Source organism: Microbacterium sp. Leaf159 (assembly GCF_001423615.1).
Taxonomy (GTDB): domain Bacteria; phylum Actinomycetota; class Actinomycetes; order Actinomycetales; family Microbacteriaceae; genus Microbacterium.
Genome location: NZ_LMOU01000001.1, coordinates 989,480 through 1,007,940, shown reverse-complemented (window position 1 = coordinate 1,007,940; position 18,461 = coordinate 989,480). Strand labels below are relative to the sequence as shown.

General features: G+C 69.7%; 17 protein-coding genes. 9 read left to right on the top strand and 8 right to left on the bottom strand.

Features of this window, described 5'->3' with window-relative positions; all coding sequences use genetic code 11:
* Positions 1-49: 49 nt before the first annotated feature.
* The 4 genes from manA (at position 50) to ASF80_RS04900 (ending at position 6,269) form a co-directional block, all read left to right on the top strand.
* Positions 50-1,192 (top strand): mannose-6-phosphate isomerase, class I, encoded by a 1,143-nt coding sequence (gene manA, locus ASF80_RS04915; RefSeq protein WP_056308480.1) that lies wholly within the window; start codon positions 50-52, stop codon positions 1,190-1,192.
* 157 nt (positions 1,193-1,349) lie between these two features.
* Complete coding sequence (locus ASF80_RS04910; RefSeq protein ID WP_082488186.1) at positions 1,350-1,667, top strand: WhiB family transcriptional regulator; 318 nt, start codon at positions 1,350-1,352, stop codon at positions 1,665-1,667.
* A 148-nt stretch (positions 1,668-1,815) separates the two neighbouring features.
* Positions 1,816-4,890, top strand: coding sequence for a glycosyltransferase (locus tag ASF80_RS04905; protein ID WP_082488185.1), 3,075 nt, complete (start codon positions 1,816-1,818; stop codon positions 4,888-4,890).
* Positions 4,887-6,269, top strand: coding sequence for a DUF5719 family protein (locus tag ASF80_RS04900; RefSeq protein WP_056308478.1), 1,383 nt, complete (start codon positions 4,887-4,889; stop codon positions 6,267-6,269). Before ASF80_RS04905 ends, ASF80_RS04900 begins: the two co-directional genes overlap by 4 nt.
* Before the next feature lie 30 nt (positions 6,270-6,299).
* Here ASF80_RS04900 and ASF80_RS04895 read toward each other — a convergent pair whose 3' ends face one another.
* A complete protein-coding gene (locus tag ASF80_RS04895) occupies positions 6,300-6,641 on the bottom strand; it encodes a metallopeptidase family protein (protein WP_056308476.1) in 342 nt (113 codons plus the stop codon).
* Between the two features lie 165 nt (positions 6,642-6,806).
* On the opposite strand from ASF80_RS04895, the gene ASF80_RS04890 reads away from it, so the two are divergent.
* From ASF80_RS04890 to ASF80_RS04875, 4 genes are all read left to right on the top strand, one after another.
* Positions 6,807-7,013: a DUF3499 family protein gene (locus ASF80_RS04890; RefSeq protein WP_056308474.1), complete on the top strand. Its 207-nt coding sequence runs from the start codon at positions 6,807-6,809 to the stop codon at positions 7,011-7,013.
* 82 nt (positions 7,014-7,095) lie between these two features.
* Complete coding sequence (locus ASF80_RS04885) at positions 7,096-8,055, top strand: efflux RND transporter periplasmic adaptor subunit (protein ID WP_235559883.1); 960 nt, start codon at positions 7,096-7,098, stop codon at positions 8,053-8,055.
* On the top strand, positions 8,052-8,840 hold the full coding sequence (locus ASF80_RS04880) for an ABC transporter ATP-binding protein (RefSeq protein ID WP_056311781.1): 789 nt from the start codon (positions 8,052-8,054) through the stop codon (positions 8,838-8,840). The genes ASF80_RS04885 and ASF80_RS04880 overlap by 4 nt, the downstream gene beginning before the upstream one ends.
* The gene (locus tag ASF80_RS04875) at positions 8,837-10,051 is read left to right on the top strand and encodes an ABC transporter permease (RefSeq protein WP_056308473.1); all 1,215 of its coding nucleotides are present in this window, start codon (positions 8,837-8,839) and stop codon (positions 10,049-10,051) included. Before ASF80_RS04880 ends, ASF80_RS04875 begins: the two co-directional genes overlap by 4 nt.
* Positions 10,052-10,079: 28 nt before the next feature.
* On the opposite strand, the gene ASF80_RS04870 is transcribed toward ASF80_RS04875, so the two are convergent.
* Positions 10,080-10,889, bottom strand: a complete 810-nt coding sequence (locus tag ASF80_RS04870; RefSeq protein ID WP_056308470.1) for an RDD family protein — start codon at positions 10,887-10,889, stop codon at positions 10,080-10,082.
* A gap of 16 nt (positions 10,890-10,905) precedes the next feature.
* Here ASF80_RS04870 and ASF80_RS04865 point away from each other — a divergent pair, with 16 nt between their 5' ends.
* Positions 10,906-11,898: a stage II sporulation protein M gene (locus ASF80_RS04865; RefSeq protein ID WP_056308468.1), complete on the top strand. Its 993-nt coding sequence runs from the start codon at positions 10,906-10,908 to the stop codon at positions 11,896-11,898.
* A 27-nt stretch (positions 11,899-11,925) separates the two neighbouring features.
* Here the strand turns inward: ASF80_RS04865 and ASF80_RS04860 are convergent, their stop codons facing one another.
* From ASF80_RS04860 to ASF80_RS19535, 6 genes are all read right to left on the bottom strand, one after another.
* On the bottom strand, positions 11,926-12,711 hold the full coding sequence (locus ASF80_RS04860; protein ID WP_056311779.1) for an aquaporin: 786 nt from the start codon (positions 12,709-12,711) through the stop codon (positions 11,926-11,928).
* Between the two features lie 34 nt (positions 12,712-12,745).
* The gene (locus ASF80_RS04855) at positions 12,746-14,053 is read right to left on the bottom strand and encodes a DUF58 domain-containing protein (RefSeq protein WP_056308465.1); all 1,308 of its coding nucleotides are present in this window, start codon (positions 14,051-14,053) and stop codon (positions 12,746-12,748) included.
* Positions 14,054-14,977, bottom strand: a complete 924-nt coding sequence (locus ASF80_RS04850; protein ID WP_235559985.1) for an AAA family ATPase — start codon at positions 14,975-14,977, stop codon at positions 14,054-14,056.
* A 102-nt stretch (positions 14,978-15,079) separates the two neighbouring features.
* Positions 15,080-16,273: a DUF4350 domain-containing protein gene (locus tag ASF80_RS04845; protein ID WP_056308461.1), complete on the bottom strand. Its 1,194-nt coding sequence runs from the start codon at positions 16,271-16,273 to the stop codon at positions 15,080-15,082.
* Positions 16,270-16,911: a DUF4129 domain-containing protein gene (locus ASF80_RS04840; RefSeq protein WP_056308460.1), complete on the bottom strand. Its 642-nt coding sequence runs from the start codon at positions 16,909-16,911 to the stop codon at positions 16,270-16,272. The genes ASF80_RS04845 and ASF80_RS04840 overlap by 4 nt, the downstream gene beginning before the upstream one ends.
* The gene (locus ASF80_RS19535; RefSeq protein ID WP_056311776.1) at positions 16,908-18,434 is read right to left on the bottom strand and encodes a hypothetical protein; all 1,527 of its coding nucleotides are present in this window, start codon (positions 18,432-18,434) and stop codon (positions 16,908-16,910) included. The genes ASF80_RS04840 and ASF80_RS19535 overlap by 4 nt, the downstream gene beginning before the upstream one ends.
* Between the last annotated feature and the right edge of the window lie 27 nt (positions 18,435-18,461).

Sequence of the window (18,461 nt, the reverse complement as noted above, 5' to 3'; positions counted from 1 at the left end):
ATCGTGGTGCTCGTGGCACGGCGGGTTCCGGTGCCAATACTCTGGTGGCATGCTGCTCAGTCTCTCCAACGTGCCCCGCGACTACGCCTGGGGGTCGCCGACGCTCCTCGCCGACCTCGAAGGTCGCGTTCCCGCAGGCGGCCCTGAGGCCGAGGTCTGGTTCGGAGACCACCCGGGGGATCCGGCCGACGTGCGGGGCGGCGGGACACTCGACGCCGTCACAGGTGGATCGCTGCCCTACCTGCTCAAGCTGCTGGCCGCGGCCTCTCCGCTGTCGATCCAGGTGCACCCGACAATCGAGCAGGCCAAGGCCGGATGGGCGCGAGAGGCCGAGCTTGGAGCGGACGACCCGACCCGCAACTATCGCGACGACAACCACAAGCCCGAGTTGATCGTCGCGCTGAGCGAGCGTTTCGAGTCCTTGAGCGGACTCCGTCCTCTCACCGATACCCGACGCCTGCTGTCCGCACTGGGCGGGGGCAAGGGCGTCGCCGAGCTGTCCTCTCGACTGGGCGCCGACGGAGACGCGCTCCGTGACACGATCGGCTGGCTGTTGTCCGGTGACGCGCAGGCCGTGGTCGACGACGTCATCGCCTCGGTGCGCGCCGCGGCCGACGCCGGATCGGGGGAGTGGGCCACCACGCTGCGGGCCGTGGCTGAGATCGCGGATGCGTACCAGGGCGACCCCGGTGTCGTCGTCGCTCTGCTCATGAATCACGTGGTGCTCCAGCGTGGCGAGGGGGTCTTCCTCCGCGCGGGCCTTCTGCACGCCTACATCTCGGGCCTCGGTGTCGAGATCATGGCCGCGAGCGACAACGTGCTGCGCGGCGGACTCACTCCGAAGCGCATCGATGTGCCCGAACTGCTCTCGATCCTCGACACGACCACCGGAGAGGTGCCGGTGCTCCACCCGGCCCAGATCGGGGCGATCACCGAATACGCGGTGCCCGTGACGGACTTCGCACTGAGCCGCGTCACTCTGAACGGCGAGGCGGTGTCGGTCGATGTCAGCGGGCCGACCATGGTGCTCGTCACGGCCGGTCGCGTCGAAGTCCGCGGCGCGAGCGGCGACGCGGTGGCCATCCCGGTCGGCGCGGCAGCTTTCGCGACGCCCGATGAGGAGCGGCTGACCCTCTCAGGGCAGGGGGAGGCGTTCATCGCATCTCCGGGCGAATCCGGCGCTGCCGGCTGAGCCTCGGACATCGGCGCGACACGCCGCACGAAGCTCAAGAACCTTCAAGACCTGATTGAGGGTTTACGATCCGCGACTTGACCGATGGGAATGACACGGGTGTAATTAGTTGAGCACGGCCCGCCGAGGGGGCGGAATTTAGGGGTTGGAGAGCGAGATGACGGGTTACCGTTCAGACGTACCGGAGAACTGGTTCGTCGATCCGATCAACCTCGGTGTTCCCGGGGTCCGGAAGGCCGAGGCCGACGACGACAATGCTCTCGCATGGCAGAGCGACGCGCTCTGCTCGCAGACCGATCCCGAGGCGTTCTTCCCCGAGAAGGGCGGCTCGACCCGCGACGCCAAGCGCATCTGCACCACGTGCGATGTCCGTGGCGAATGCCTCGAGTACGCGCTCAACAACGACGAGCGATTCGGAATCTGGGGTGGTCTGTCGGAGCGCGAGCGCCGCAAGCTCAAGCGCCGCGCAAGCTGACGATCTTCATCGGCGCCGCATCATGACCACGGTCGAGGTGCGGCGCCGTTGCCGTCTCCGACGCGATGCATGCTTCGCTCATCGCTTCGCGGCCACGCCGGGGCAGCTGGTCTGCGGAATACCGCGGCGCGCATAGGCTGACCAGGTCATGCCAGCCCGAGTTCATGCAATCATCGTCGCGCGCCCCGGTTCCTCCGCCCGTGCGCAACTGCTCCGCACACTGGACGCTCTGCGATCCCAGAGCACTCCGCCGGCGGCGATCACGCTTGTGATGTGCGGTGATGCCGCATCGGCACGTGAGAGCGAGACCGTGGCGGCAGCGGTCGAGGGGATCATCCAGGCGCGCAGCGGCACGTCGTTCGCCGATGCGGTCGATCTCGCCCGCCCCCGCGTCTCCGAGGGAAATGCGGTCTGGCTGCTCGGTCAGGACACGGCACCCCATGAGCGCGCACTCGAAAGACTCGTGGGAACCCTCGAGCGCTCCCCGTCGGCCGCGATCGTGGCCCCCAAGCTCGTGCAGACCGACAACGATCGCGAGATCGTCTCGTTGGGCGTGAGTATGACGACTCTCGGGCGCACGGTCGAACTGGCCGCGGGCGAACTCGACCAGGGACAGCACGACGGCTCCGACGACGCGCTCGGAGCGGACATCCGAGGGATGCTGATCCGCGGCGAGGTGCGCGACGCCCTCCGCCCCGACCCCGCGCTTCCCGGAGCAGACCTGGGGCTGGATCTCGGCGTTCGCGCGCGACTCGGCGGCGGACGTGTGGTGCTCGCGCCCTCGGCTCGGGTATCGGTCTCGCCGGACGGCCCCGGTGCTCTGCCGCACGGTCGCAGCAAGCGCGCGTTCGCGACGAGGCTCGCCCAGCTGCATCGTCGCCTCGCCTACGCACCCGCGGTCGCCGTGCCGCTGCATTGGCTCACGCTCCTCCCGCTCGCGCTCTGGCGATCGGTGACGCACCTCGTCGGCAAGCGCCCGGAGGCGGTGGCCCCGGAATGGGGCGCCGCCGTGACCGCGATGTTCCGTTTCGCGGCGATCGCCCGCTCACGCGGCAGCATCCGCGCGTTCCGCACCTCCAGCTGGTCGAGCATCGCGCCGCTCCGCGTGAGCAGCTCTGATCTGCGCCGGCGCCTCGACGACGGGCACGGCAGCGAAGGCGGAGCCGTCAGCGAGCTCCGGTTCTTCTCGGGCGGCGGTGCCTGGGCCGTGCTGGCAGCGCTCGTCGTGAGCATCGCCACGTTCACCACCGTCCTCGCGTGGCCCGTATTGGGCGGCGGGGCGCTCCTGCCGTTGCGTGCGACCGTCGAAGCACTGTGGAGCGACGCCGCCTGGGGGCTGCGTGGGCTCGGCGTCGGGGTGGTCGGTCCTGCCGATCCCTTCGCCGCGGTGATCGCCGTTCTCGGCTCCCTGTGGCCGGGAGCCCCCTCTTTCTCTCTCGTACTGCTCTGGGTTCTCGCGCTGCCGCTCGCCGTGCTCGGCGGATGGTTCGCCGCCACCAGAGTGACAGACCGCGCGGGCCTCCGCATCTTCGCCGGAATCGTGTGGGCACTGGCCCCTACCTTCCTCACCGCCCTGGTAGACGGTCGCCCCACGGGCGTGCTGGTGCACCTGCTCCTCCCATGGCTCTTCCACGCTGCGGTCGTCGCGCATCGCTCGTGGGGCGCGGCCGGGGCGGCATCGATCCTGTTCGCCGCCGTGACCGCGTGCGCCCCCTCGCTCGCGCCCGCGCTCCTGCTGCTCTGGGTCGTCGCGCTCGGCATCACGCTCGCCGGTGCGCGCATCCGCGGAGCGATCCGCCTTCTCTGGGTTCCGGTGCCCGCCATCGCCCTCTTCGCACCCCTCGTGCTCTGGCAGCTGCGTCACGGCAGCCTCATCGCCGTCCTCGCCGACCCCGGGTCCATCTGGGCCGGTCCGCAGGCGACAGCCGATGCCGCCGGTCGGCTCGCGCTGGCCACAGGCTTCCCCTCAGGAGGTATGGCGGGCTGGGCATCGTGGCTCGGACTGGAGCTGGCGCCCTGGGCTGCGCTGCTGCTCGCACCACTCGCTCTGCTGGCTCTCGTCTCGGCCGTCGCGCCTCGCTGGCGCGCCGGAATCACGCTTCTCGTGGTCGCCCTCGCAGGGCTCGCCACGGCGTTCCTCGCCGTGGGCGTCACCGTCTCCTTCGCGCAGGGAGTGCCGGTCGCGATCTGGCCGGGAACCGGGCTGAGCCTCGCGTGGATCGGCGTGACCGGGGCTGCGCTCGTGACACTCGACACCGCGCTCACGATCCCGCGCGTTCGCGTTCTGAGTGCCGCCGTCGCGGGTCTCGCGATCGCGGTCTGCGCCGTCCCGTCGCTCTCCGCATTCCACTCGGATCCCTCGCCCTCGGCGCTCCGCGACGGTCCCGCCTCGACGCTGCCGGCGTACGTCGCCGCACAGGCGGGCGCGGATCGGCCCGTAGGCACGCTGGTGCTCACGCCGCAGAACGACGGCGGGCTCGCGACCGAGGTGGCGTGGGGCGGGAGCGAGACGCTGAGCGCGCAGACGACGATCCTGTCGACGGCGACCGAGCAGCGAGGCACCGACCTCACGACCCTCGCGGTCGACCTGCTCTCGGCGCGCGACTTCGACGCCGCGGCGGAACTCGGGGAGCAGGGCATCTCCTACGTGCTCCTGGCGAAGGTGTCCGACGACGAGTCGGACCGCGCGCGCACGCTGCGCACGGTGGCTGTGACGTCGCTCGATCAGCGTGCGGGCTTCGTCCAGGCGGGGACCACGGATCGCGGCGTCCTCTATCGGCTCGAAGCGGAGGCATCGCCCCGCGCTTCGCTCTCTGCCGGCCAGGAGGCGACTGCGCGTCTGGTGATCACGCTCCAGCTGGTGCTCGTGTTCGCCGCGCTCCTGCTTTCGGTGCCGACACGTGCGTCTCGACGCGCGGCCCGCGCCAAGTCGCGCATCGTCGGGCGAGCGGCGGAGGAGCCCCTCGTGCTGCCCAGGCACCCGGAGGACCGCGACGACCACATGTCGTCGGAGGTCCCGGACACCGTGCCGGAGACTCCCGCCGAACCGGATGAACAGGCGGATGCCGTCGACTCGGCCACTGGCGAACCTGCCGGCGCAGAGTCCCCGGACGCTGTCGACGGAGAGTCCGCCGCGGACGTGTCGGCTGCGGAGCCCGCGGCAGAGGGCCCAGAGGGCGCCCCCGACGAAGGACCCCACCACGACGAGGAGGCGCGACCATGAGCACCAACCGTGCATTCCGGGTGGCCGCCACCGGCGCTCGAGTCCTGACCGGCGCGGTCGTCGCCGCGGCGTGCGTCATCGGGGCCGTGGTCGCGGTGACCGCGCCGTGGCCCACCGTCACGCATGAGCCCGCACAGGCCGACGTCACGCCTCTTCCCGGCGACACGGTGCTCGTCTGCAACGGCGACTTCCGCGCGATCGGGCGCAACCCCTCGAAGTCGCTCGAGATGGTCTCTGCGGCGGAGCCGCGCCTGACCGCTCAGGGGTCATCCGGGCGTCCGGAGTCGAGTCCACTGCCGGCGAAGGACCTCGCTGACGGCGGCACAGCCCTGCGCCTGGTCGGAGCGGTCGAAGGCCGAGAAGCGCCGCTGCTCGGCGCGACCGAGTCGTTCTCGCTCGCAGAGGACGACCTCTTCGGTCTCGCCGCCGCTCCCTGTCGACCCGCCGGCCTCGAGTCGTGGCTCGTCGGCGGCACCGTCGCCACCGGGACGGAGGATCTCATCGTCCTCACCAATCCCGGCGTCGTGCCCTCGACAGTGACTCTCGGCCTGTACGGGTCGGTCCGTGCGTCGAGCACCGTGATCGTTCCGGCCGAATCTCAGATCGCCCTTCCGCTGACCTCGATCGCGGTCGGGTCCGACTATCCGGTCGTCAAGGTGACCGCCACCGGTTCGCCGGTGCGCGCAGCGCTGCAGTCGTCGCTCACGCGGACGCTCGACCCGGCGGGTGCCGACCTGCAGGATGCTGTGGCTGCACCGCAGCGCAATCCCGTTCTTCCGGGGATCCAGGTGTTCGAGAACGAGGGCGACAACTCCGACATGGCGGTCGTGCGGCTGCTCTCGCCGGACGTCGATGCCGAGGCGGTCGTGACCCTGAGCAAGCTCGGTTCCTCCGCGACCGCTGCGGAACTCGAAGTGCCGCTCACGGCCGACGTTCCGACCGAGCTCTCGCTCTCGACGCTCGCGCCTGGAGAGTACACGGCGCGGATCGAGTCCTCTGCCCCCGTGCTGGCCGCGGTGCGGCAGCAGGACGGGGCGGGGCCGCAGACCGACTTCGCCTGGGTCCTTCCTGCGCCGGAGGTCGAGGACGACGTCTATGTGTCGATCCCGGCCGGTCCGTCGCCCGAGGTCGTTCTCGTGAACAGCGAGGACTCGGATTCCACCGTGCAGCTCACCCCCGTCGACGGCGGGGAGCCCATCGAGGTGACGGTCCCCGCGGAGTCGTCCGCGACGGTGCCGGTGACGGAGCGCACGGTGTACTCTCTGTCGACCTCGGGTCCCGTACACGCGTCCGTCGCGATGACGGCCACCGGGGCGCTCGCCGTCTGGCCGGTATGGCCCTCGGCGGGAGCCCAGCAGAGCATCACCGTCTATCCCTGACGCATACGGTGCGGCCGAGGCTCTCCGGCCTCAGTGGTCGTGGCCGCCGAGGTCCCAGGGCTCGCGTCCGACGTATTCCGCCGCGGCACGGAAGACCGCGCTCTCGATGGCCATCCGTCGGTGGGCGCCGTCGTCGTGCCCAGGGGGGAGCAGCCGCTCGATCGGCAGTCGGAAGAGCACGATGCGCTGCTTCTCATGGTCGAGGTGCCAGCGAGGAACCTCATCCGTCGCCTCGAACGCAGGCATCGCGCCGATCTCGAACCGGACCTCCTGCAGTTCCGGCCAGGTGCCTCGGAGGAATTCCACTGCCGTGCCCACGGTGAGGTCGAACCGGTCGATGCGACCGTCGAGCGGTGCCAGCGGAGGACGCACGACCTCGCTGCGCCCGAGACGACCATGTCGCCCGTGCCGAGCACCACGGCGCGGAACGGCGGAGGCGCGGGGACGACGAGGCATAGCGAAAGTCTAGGCCGAGTCTGCGGCCGCAGGCGGCGCGGCATACGTCCGTCGTCGGCAGCGGCCCGTAACCTGGCGGGAATGGACGCAAGACTCTGCTCGAAGGTCGGCTGCGCGCGTGAAGCCGTGGCGACGCTCACCTACGACTACGGCGATCAGATGGCGGCGCTGGGTCCGCTCGGCATGGCGAACCATCCGCACGCGCACGATCTCTGCGCCCAGCACGCGGATCGGCTGTCGGTCCCCGCCGGCTGGCTCGTGGTTCGGCACGAGGCCCTGCGCGCCTGATCCGATCAGACCGGAACGGCGGCTGAGACACGCCGCCGGCCGGGCCCGGGTCCCTCCGGCATCCCGGCTACGCTGACCGCGGATGCGCCAGGGCGGCGCGGCCGGAAAGGCAGCCGTGATCGTCTGGCGACGCTGGATCTTCCCCCTTCTTCTCGTGCTCGTGTTCGGAGCATGCGCGGCGGCACTCGTGAAGATCGCGTTCTTCCCCGACCGCACCGAGGCGATGGTCAGCCCGGAGTCGTCGATCAGCGATCCGGTCATCCCGGTCGAACGCGGCTCCGTCGTGAACGCGCTCACCCTGAGCGGCAACGTCGCGCGAGACGATTCGTTCCCTGTGCGCAACGAGATCAACGGAACCGTCGTCGCAGTCCACGTCGCAGAGGGGGCATCCGTCGCCGCCGGCCAGAAGCTCTTCACGATCAGGCAGGACGAACCGAAGAAGGACATCGACGTCGTCGCCGCCGAAGCGGGGGATGTGTCGGAGATCGCCCTCGTGAAGGGCCAGGTCACCTCGGCGGGGACAGAGAGCTACACCCTCACCCCTGCGAGGTACCACCTGCTGGCGACGGTGGAACCCGCGCAGCTGTACCGACTGGTGAACGCGCCCGCCGAGGCCTCCGTGAGCATCACCGGGGGACCGGCGCCGTTCACCTGCACCGGGGTGCGCGTGCAGGTGAGCACGGAGGGCACCGCGAGTGTGCGCTGCGCGGTGCCGGCCGATCAGGTCGTGTTCGCAGGGCTGCCCGCGACGATGGACCTCGCGCTCGGGCAGGTCGACGACGCACTGGTCGTGCCGGTCACTGCGGTGCAGGGCGGTGCGGGCACCGGGAATGTCTGGGTGGATGCGGGTGACGGAAGCGAACCAGCGGAGCGACCGGTGACTCTCGGAGTGAACGACGGCACCATGGTCGAGGTCGTCTCGGGGCTCGAAGAGGGCGAGTCGATCAGGCAGTTCGTCCCCGGCTTCGTCGCTCCGGTGGAGGAGTTCTGCTACGAGGTCGCACCGGGCGTCGAGCAGTGCGACAGTGGGACGAGCTGGTGACGCTCGTCGCTCTGGCCGACGTGACCAAGAGTGTGAGGCTGCCCGACGACTCGGAGCTGGAGATCCTCCGGGGGATCACGCTCGACGTGAGCGCCGGCGATCACGTCTCCATCGTCGGCCGCTCCGGTTCCGGCAAGTCGACCCTTCTGAACATCCTCGGGATGCTCGACACCCCCACCAGCGGCACGGTCGCGTTCGAAGGGCGTGAGGTGCGGCGCATGCGGTCGGGGCGACTGGATCGCCTGCGCGGCGACAATGTCGGTTTCGTGTTCCAGCAGTTCAACCTGCTCCCCGGGCGCACCGCGCTCGACAACGTCATGATGCCGCTCGGCCACGCCAAGGGGCGGCTCTTCTGGAACCGACGACAGATCGCAGCCGACATGCTGGAGCGGGTCGGCCTCGGCCACCGCATCGAGCAGATCGCCGACCGGCTCTCCGGCGGCGAGCAGCAGCGAGTGGCGATCGCCAGGGCGCTCGTGCGTCGCCCGGTGCTGATCCTCGCCGACGAGCCGACCGGCGCTCTGGACATCGACACGGGAGCCACCGTCATGTCGCTTCTCGACGAGGTCGCGACCGAGACGGACGCGGCGCTCGTGACGATCACCCACGACCTGCACGTCGCCGCTCGTGCGCGCAGACACTATCGTCTCGATGCCGGCGTGCTCGAGACGGCCGACCTCAGCCGCGCCTTCGAGGCGTCGACACTGGCGGCGTCGGTGCCCTCGAATCTCGCGCCGGTGGCAACGGCACCGGCGCCGGCGACGCGCCGGGAGGCGGCCTCATGACCGGGATGCTCGGCGCCCTCTCCGACGCATGGGCGGAGATCCGGGTGCACAAGCTGCGGGTGCTGCTCAGTCTGATCGGCATCGCTGTCTCAGTGGCGGCGCTCACGGGTGTCGTCGCGCTCTCGGAGTACCAGAGGCAGTTCCAGGCGGAGCAGTCGGATCGGTGGGGCGGGCGGGCGGCGACGCTCGTCGTCGGTGTCAGCACGGCCGACGGCATGCCGGTCGACGTCGACGCCTTCGACGAGCGGTTCGCACGGGTCTCGGAACGCTTCGGATTCAGTCACACCGCGCGGATCGCGCAGGGCATGACCGTCCCCGTGCAGTTGCCGGACGGCATCGTCGATGTCAACGCGCGCCTGATCGATCCGCTGTACTCGCAGATCCACCGTGAGCAGCTGCTCGAAGGTCGGTGGCTACGAGACGCGGATGTCGAAGCCCTCGCGCCACCGGTCGTGATCACTGAAGCGCTGTGGGACCGGATCGGTCGGGTACCGGTGGCACAGCACCCGACCCTCACTCTCTCCGGAGCGGCGGGCGGCACCTATCAGGTGGTCGGCGTCGTGCCCCGACAGGGTTTCGGCGACGAGGAGCTTCGTGTCGACATCCTCTACGACGCGTATCGAGCTCGGGTCGATGCCCTTCCGGAAGGAGCCTGGCCGCAGTACGAGGTGTGGCTCGGGCAGACCGAAGTCGATGGGATCGCCCCCGTGCTCGCGATGGATCTGCGGGCGGGGTTGCCCGAGGGACAGACAGTATCGGTCAGCCGCTCCGATTGGGCGGCGCAGCCGGGAGCCCTGGACGCGCAGGCGACGTTCGAGATGGTCACGGGCGGCATCGCAGCGGTCATTCTCGCGCTGGGCGCTCTGAGCCTGATCAACATCCAGCTGGTCGCGATGCGTCAGCGGGTGCGTGAGATCGGGGTCCGCCGTGCGTTCGGGGCGACATCCGGTCGCGTCTTCTTCTCGGTCTTCCTCGAGAGCCTCGTCGCGACCACCGTCGCCGGCCTCGTCGGTATCGCGATCGTCGTCGCCGTGCTGCGCTCGGAGTGGGTGGTGACCTCGCTGTTCTACGGCATCCAGGACATCCCGCCCTTCCCGATGCGGGCTGCGTTCGTCGGTCTCGCGGCGTCCATCATCGTGGGCGCGGTCTCCGGATTCATCCCCGCGCTCGTCGCGCTGCGAGTGAAGGTCATCGACGCGATCCGGTTCTGACGGGACAGGATCGCGAAGCGGAGAGACGTCAGATCCCGACGCGCCGTCCGGTGAGCTTCTCCGCGCGACGGTCGGCGTTCTGCAGAGCCCGGCGCTCGCGTTCGCGCCGGAGGACCGTGATCCCGACCAGAACGACCTCCGGCGCTGCCGCGGGCAGCGGCGACACGAAGGGGGAGGCCTCGGTGAGCAGGTCCTGCGCGACCCGCGCACGAGCGGCCGGCACCATCCGCGGTGCGCTCTGCAGGAACTGGGAGATGCGGCGGGCGAGACGATCGGGCAGGCGAGCGACGTCCGCGATCTGGGCCCAGCCGACGAGCATCGGCGGGAGGACGGGGACGGAGGGGATGAGCTTCGGTGCGCGTACGCGCTGACTGTAGGTGCCCGCGACCATGTCTCCGAGGCGCTGAGAACGGGCGCTGAACGCGCCGGCGAGCACCGCGACGCTGCCGAGCGTCATGTAGATCTCGAGAACCCCGAGGAGGGCGCGGATGAAGGCATGGCGGAATCCCGTCGCGCCTCCGTCGATGCGCACGATGCGCCCGCCGACCGCGAGCTTGCCGAGGCTTCGGCCCTTGAGCGCGACCTCCATCGTGATCGGCAGCACGACGAAACTGACCACGATCGACGCGATGGCGGCGATCGTGTCGGTCGCCTCGTCGAGGATGCCGAGGTCCAGCAGCCACAGCCGCAGGAAGAGCGTCAGGAGGAAGACGGCGAATCCGACCAGGAGATCGATGATCGCGCCGGCCGCTCGCAGCACGAAGCCGATCGGCTGGACGTCGATCGCCACGGCTTCACCGGAGAGCACCTCGTCGGATGCATCGAGCGGGGCAGACATGAGTACAGTAAATCAGGTGGATGCCGATGCGCTGACAGATGCACGCCGCGCCGAGTGGGAGCGGTTGGAGCAGCTGAGCCGCGCCCGGCTCGACGGAGCGGGAGTCGACGAGATGATCGTCAGGTACCGCGCAGCATCCGCCGATCTCGCCGAGCTCAAGACGTCCGTCGGTGAATCTCCGCAGGGGGCCTACCTGTCGACGATCCTCGTGCGCGCACGACTGCGGCTGACGGGAGCCTCCGACAGCATCCTCACCCAGACGGCACGCTTCTTCTCTCTGCAGCTGCCTGCCGCTCTCTACCGGCTGCGCTGGACGACTCTGGTGATCGCCGTCTCGTTCATCGCGATCGTCGTCGGGACCGCCGCGTGGATCTCGTCGGATCCCGCTTTGCTCGCGACCCTCGGGCCCCCGGATGCGCTCGAGCAATATGCAGACGAGAGCTTCACCGGCTACTACACCGAGAACTCCGCTGCGGTGTTCATGGGGATGGTCTGGTGGAACAACGCCTGGATCGCACTGCAGTGCGTGCTCTTCGGCATCACGGGGCTCTGGCCGATCAACGTGCTGGTGCAGAACGCGATGGGGCTCGGCGTGTCGGCTGCGGTGATGACAGCGCACGGTCAGGTCGACGTCATGATCCTCTACATCCTTCCGCACGGTCTGCTCGAGATGACTTCGATCTTCGTCGCCGCTGCGGGCGGGCTGCACCTGTTCTGGTCGTGGGTCGCGCCGGGCAACAGGTCCCGTGGGGAATCCCTCGCCGCGGAAGGGCGGTCGCTCGCGACCGTGGCGATCGGACTCGTCTTCGCGCTGTTCGTGTCCGGGCTGATCGAGGGGTTCGTCACGGGCTGGGCACTGCCCTGGCCCGTCAAGATCGGCATCGGTGTGGCAGCCCTCGCCGCCTTCCTGATCTACATGCTCGTCATCGGCGGACGAGCGTACCGCCGCGGCCAGACCGGAGATCTCGTCGAGTACGAAGCGGGGACGCCCAGGCTCCTGGCGGGCTGACCGGAGCCCTTCCGATTCCTTCGCCGGTCAGCTGTCGCTTTTCGCAGCGCTCTCGCGGCTCCCGTCCGGGAGGTCGAAGAGCCCTCGATACGCGAACCCTGCCAGCAGGGCACCGACGACCGGGAAGATGAGGAAGACCCACAGCTGCGTGAGGGATTCCGTGTTCCCGTAGACGGCGGTGGCGATGGATCGGGCGGGGTTCACCGAGGCGTAGTCTACGGGCAGGATCACCAGATGAATCGCGGCGAGAGTGAGGCCCGCCACGACACCGCCGAAAGCGGTGCCGCGCACGGGATGCGTCACCCCGAGGATCACGAGGACGAGGACCGCGGCGAAGAGCGCCTCGACGATGATCGCGGCGCCGAGGCCGAATCCCGCAGGTGAGGCGGCGGCGAACCCGTTGCTGGCGAAACCCTCGACGCGTTGCGCCTCGAGCCAGCCGTCCGGACCGAAGAGGCCGATCAGGAAGACCAGGGTCGATGCGATCAGACCTCCGATGCACTGGGCGATGATGTACGCGGGCACCTCGCGCCACGGCATCCGGCCGGCAGCGGCGACGCCGACGGTCACCGCGGGGTTGAAATGACCACCGGAGATCGGTCCGAACGCGTAGAACACGGCGGTGAGGGCGAATCCCGCCGCGAGGGCGATGCCGACGAACCCGGTGCCCTGGTCGCTCGTGTCGGTGCCCGCACCGAACCGTGCGCTGAACATCGCGGAGCCGACGATGGCGAGGACGAGTGCGGACGAGCCGAACGCCTCGGCGGTCAGACGGACCGTCATCGTGGAGGATCCGTTGCGTGCGTCACTCATGGTCTTCGTCACTTCCTGCGTCCGATCGGGGTGCTCACAGCCGCCCGGCGGCTTTCAGCTCGAGGTACCTGTCGGCGATTCGAGGGGGCAGGGTCTCGGGGTCGGCGGCGATCGCCTCGCCGCCGGCGCGCCGGACGGCATCCGCCACGTTCTCGGCGTCTCTCATCGTCCGCTCCGCGGCGGCTGCGAGATAGATCTCCTCGCGTGATCCGCGCTGCCGCGCGAGATCGGCGATGCCGTCGTCGGTCACCGACCCCACGAGGATGGACGTCGCCCGAGAAGCATCGGGGAAGGCTCCGAGGAACCCTCTGGCGGACTCCGCTGCATCCTGCGCCGTCAGCACGACGATCAGCGCAGGGCGCGTCGTGAGCGTGCGCACCGCAGCGAATGCGCCGTGCCAGTCGGTGTCGACGAGACGGGCATGCACAGGGGCCATCGCGTCGGTGAGCGCGGGGAGGAGAGTGGTGCCCTCCACACCGGTGACGCGTGCGCGCACGACACGGTCGTACATCAGAAGGTGCACGTGATCGCCGGCACGCGCGGCGAGTGCGGCGAGCAGCAGCGACGCTTCGAGTGCGGCGTCGACTCGTGTGCCATCGCCGACGCGTGCGGCGGCCGTGCGGCCGGTGTCGATGATGATCACGACGTGACGGTCGCGTTCAGGACGCCAGGTGCGAAGCATCGTGGTGCCGGCGCGAGCGGTGGCGCGCCAGTCGATCGAGCGGACGTCGTCGCCTCGCACGTACTCGCGGAGCGAGTCGAACTCCGTGCCCTGGCCGCGGACCTGGATGCTGGTGTTGCCGTCGAGCTCACGCAGGCGTGCGAGTCGGGAGGGCAGATGCTTGCGCGACGAGAAGGCGGGAAGCACGCGGATCGAACCGCGCACCCGGTGGCGTGCCTGCCTGCCGGCGATCCCGAGGGGGCCCCGGGAGCGGATCATCACGAACTCGCTTGACAGCTCTCCGCGTCGCCGGGGGAGAAGAGGGATGGACACGCGGCGGCGCTCGCCCGATGGAACGCTGAGACGCTGACGGCCCTCGACGGCCCCCGCCGTCGGCTGCCAGGCGTCGCGGATCAGCGCATGCAGTGTGCGAGGGCCCTGGTTCTGGAGCGCGACGCTCACCGGCACGAGCTCACCGAGCCTGGTGCGCGTCGGCACGCGCCTGGTCACGACGACCGAGCGCGGGCTGGGCGCCGTCAGCACGTCGACCACGACCAGGAGAACGCAGAGTCCCACCCAGATGCCGAGCGCGGCGTACGGCGGATAGTCCGCGAGGCCGGCGAGGACGAGCGGGACGATGCCGACGGCGACGGCGAGGGCGAGACGGCCGGTGACGAACACCTAGATCGGCACCCTGGTCTGCTGCACGACCGAGGTGAGGACGGCATCGGCCGAGACGCCCTCCATCTGGGCATCGGGGCGCAGCTGCAGACGGTGGCGCCAGACGGGTACAAGCATCGTCTGCACGTGGTCGGGGGTGACGGCCGACGACGCGTTGAGCCAGGCCCAGGCTTTCGCAGCGGCGAGCAGGCCGGTCGATGCACGGGGGCTCGCGCCGAGCTCCACGGAGGGCGACTGCCTCGTGGCTCTGGCGAGATCGACGACGTAGCCGAGCACGTCGTCCGTCACGTCCACGCGTGCGGCTGCGGCCTGAGCCGCACGGATCTCGTCCGCGGTCACCGTGGCCTCGACACCCGTGAGCTCGCGGGGCGAGAAGCCCGAGGCGTGCTTGCGGAGCACCGACACCTCCGCGTCGCGCTCCGGCATGCCGACGACCAGCTTCATCAGGAAGCGGTCGAGCTGCGCTTCGGGCAGCGAGTACGTGCCCTCGTGCTCGATCGGGTTCTGCGTGGCGGCGACGAGGAACGGATCGGGGAGCGGCCGGCTCACTCCGTCCGCCGAGACCTGGCGCTCTTCCATGGCCTCGAGGAGAGCTGCCTGCGTCTTCGGGGGTGTGCGGTTGATCTCGTCGGCGAGCAGGATGTTCGTGAACACCGGGCCCGCACGGAAGTCGAACTCGCCCGTGCGCGCGTCGTAGACGAGCGATCCGGTCACGTCTCCCGGCATCAGATCGGGAGTGAACTGCACCCTCTTCGTGTCGAGGCCCAGTGCGCGAGCGAACGAGCGGACGACGAGGGTCTTGGCGACACCGGGTACGCCCTCGAGCAGCACATGCCCTCGTGCGAGCAGCGAGACCAGCAGACCGGTCACCGTGCCCGCCTGACCGACGACGGCCTTGTCGACCTCTGTCCGTACGCGGTGCATGGCCTGACGCAGCTCGGCGTCGTTGAAGTTCTCAGCGGTCACGTGGTGTCCTCGGCTTCCGTTCGGATGGATGGACGGCGGTTCGGCGTGGTGGTCGGCGGATCATTCCGGTCTCCGCTCGACGGTGGTGGAGTCGTCGACGGCGCTCTCGAGCTCCTGCAGCCGACGCGCCAGTTCGATCAGCGACGGATCGTCGGTGGGGGAGGGACCCGCGAGAAGGTCGTGCAGAGTGCCGCGCGGGATCCGGAGGCGGTCTGAGGCGGCATCCGCGATCTCCTCGGCCGTCGCGTTCACCGCGAGGCCGAGCCTGCGCGCCAGCCTGCGCCTGCTCCCGTCGCGGATGGCTTCAGAGGCGTGTGCGGCGTCACCCGCCTTCGCCGTCAGCCGGGCGCGTCCGTGCATCGTCTCCGAAGCGCGGACGGTCACGGGAAGCGTCTCGGCGACGAGCGGCCCGAAGCGCTGGCCCCGCCACAGTGCGGCCGCGAGCCCGGCGATCATCAGCAACAGGATCGCCGGCGTCACCCAGCCCGGTGTGAGCGAGCCGAGGCTCTCGGGCGTCTCGCCTTCGATGTCCGTGTCGCTGAAGCTCGGGATGTACCAGACGACGCGGTCCGACTGGCCGAGCAGAGCGAGTCCGAGTGCGGCGTTGCCGTCGTCCGCGAGGTAGGCGTTGCTGAACAGACGTGAGCCTTCGACGACGATGCGCGTCGCACCGTCGTCCTCGTCGACGAGCACGGCCGAGGCATCGTCGGTGCCGAAGCATCCTTCGACGCCGTCAGCGGGGGCGAACATGCGGTCTGGCCGGATCGTGCCGACGTCGGCGAACTCAGGCGCGCTGCAGTCGGCCTCCACCGGGCTCGAATCAGCCGGGGCGTTGTCTCCCATGCGCAGGAGGTTCAGGAGGTGCGTGCTGCTCGAGAGGAAGACGACCCTGTCGGCGGGGGCGATCAGCTCGGTGATGCCGTCGTCGGACAGCGTGTACGGGTTGGCCATCACGAGAGTGGTGTTCTCGTCGAGTGCTGCACGTGCCTCGGCGCGGGAGCGGAAGACCGAGACCTCGACACCCTGCTCCTCGAGGATCTGAGCGAGCGCCATCGCACCGGAGTCGCTGACGCTCTCAGGATCGAGTGAGCCGCGCTGATCGGGCATGCGGACGGCGACCTGGGTCGCCACGAACACGCCGCCGAGCACGAGCGCGACGACGATCGCCCACCCGAGAAGAGACTTCAGGCGTCGCCCGCGCGGGGCACGCTCCGCCGTGGATGCCGGTGCATCGCGCTGCTCGACGACGGTCACGCGATCACCGTCTCCGGTCGCAGGGCGCTCAGGCGGTCATCGGTCGCGGCGAGCTCGGCATAGCTCGATTCGGTGGCGGGATGCCGAAGATAGCGCACGTCGTCGAAGGAGACCGCTGCATCGCGGACGGGCGTCGTCTCGACGGGGAACACGACGGAGACCTCTCGGGCGATCGCCTGCGCGGTCGCTCCAGGGGAGGGGTCGATGAGATCCCGCTCCAGAAGTCCTCTGGCGAGCGCGCGGAACCGAAGGATCGTGGCCTCGTCCCAGTCGCCTGCGCGCGCGCAGCGATCGGCGTCGGCCCGCAGCTGCGTCGCGGATCGGTCATCGTCGGCTCCGAGGAGATCGCCTCGTGCGCGCCGGATGGCCTGGGCGCGACGCGGGCGCCCCCAGATGATGAGCGCCGCGACGAGTGCTCCGAACACGATGATGCTCACGATGATCAGCGCGGAGGGACCCACGTTCGCGCTGTTGTCGGAGCTGAACAGGTCCGCGAGGAATCGTCCGATGTCGCGCGCGAGGTTGTCGAACCAGGTCGGTTTCGCGTCGGCGTAGCGCGGGTCGGCGAGCTCCTGCTCCGCCCACTTCCGTGCCTCTTCCCCGTCGGGGATGAGCACGTCGTCGAGAGGACGGATCATGCCGCCCCTTCGCCACCCGTGCCGGGCGCGGCCCAGGTCGAGTCAGCGGACTCGGCCGGAGGCGATGCGGGCGGGGAGTACGCCGGCGGCGGTGTGAACGTGGCAGGTGGCTGGGGTGCGGTCGGTGGCTGGGTCGCTGCCGGCTGCTGGGCATAGGGCGGGAGGGGAGGAGCCTGCTGAGCGGGGTACTGCGGCGCGGCAGACGGCTGTCCCTGGTATGGCTGTCCCTGGTACGGCTGTCCCTGGTACGGCTGTCCCTGGTAAGGCTGTCCCTGGTACGGCGGCGCTGCGGGGTACTGTCCCGGGTACTGCGGTGGTGCGGGGTACTGCGGTGCACCGTACGGCTGGGCGGGATACGGCTGTCCGCCGTACTGCTGGCCCGGGTACGGCTGCATCTCGTAGCCCGTCGGCGTCATCATCGCCCACTCGGGAACCTGCTTCGGCGGCGGAGCGCTCGACACGGCCCGCTCCGCGTCGACGATGAACGGGTCGCCGAGCTGTTCATCCGTCCATCCGAGGTCCCGGCGCTCGACGTGGCTGATGAGCGCCTGGTCGAGGCCCTCGTAGCGCATCCGGCTGTCGAGGTACACGAGGGTGCCCGCGCTGCTCTGCACCACGAGGGTGATCGCCTGCAGCACGAGAAGCAGGATCTGCGGTGCGAGGAGGGCGAAGACGAACGCCATGATCGACGCGGTGTCCGCTGACCCCGTCGGCGCGATCACCGAACCGAGCATCGAGCCGACCAGCGAGACGGGCAGGTTCACGACCTGCATCGCGACGCCCATGATGGCGCCGATCAGGAACGTGACACCCCAAGCGACCCAGAACCGGCCACGCGTCAGGCGCCACGACCGCACGAGCGCGTCGCGGAACTTCGCCCTCTCGAGAACCAGGATCGAGGGAACGAGGAGCAGCTTCGTCGTCAGCCAGACGACGAGGGGGATGGTCGCCAGCACGAGCAGCACCACGAGGATCACGATCCCGCCGATGGCCTCGGCGGAGCCTCCGAGCCCGCCGGCGATGAAGCCGGCGATCACGAGGAAGACGATCACGATGATGCCGAAGACGAAGATGATCGAGAGTGAGGCGAAGCCCGCCAGCCGCCAGAACGACGGGATCATCTTGCGCCAGAGAGTGCCGAGGGTGGCCTTCACTCCGATCGCTGCGAAGCCGATCTCGGCGGCGACGACTCCCTGCATCAGTGCGGTGAAGGCGATGGATGCCAGACCCACGGCGATACCGGCCACGATGTTCATCGCGATGGTGCCGGCGAACACGGCCTCGAAGTCCGGCGAGGCGGCAGACAGCGATTCGAGTCGTGTGAACGTCGTGACGAACACGAAGCCCATGACCGTGGCGCTGAGTACCACGACCGCGAGCTGGATCACGACGCCGAAGCCGAAGAGCACCTTCGGGTTGTGACGCAGCGCCGCGAACGACCTGGTCAGCAGCATCCCGAACGTCATGGGATGCAGGGGGATGATGCCCTTCTTGGGGGCAGGGGTCCACGTCTGGCCGCTCACCGGCACTCCCTCCGTCGTGCGCTCCCA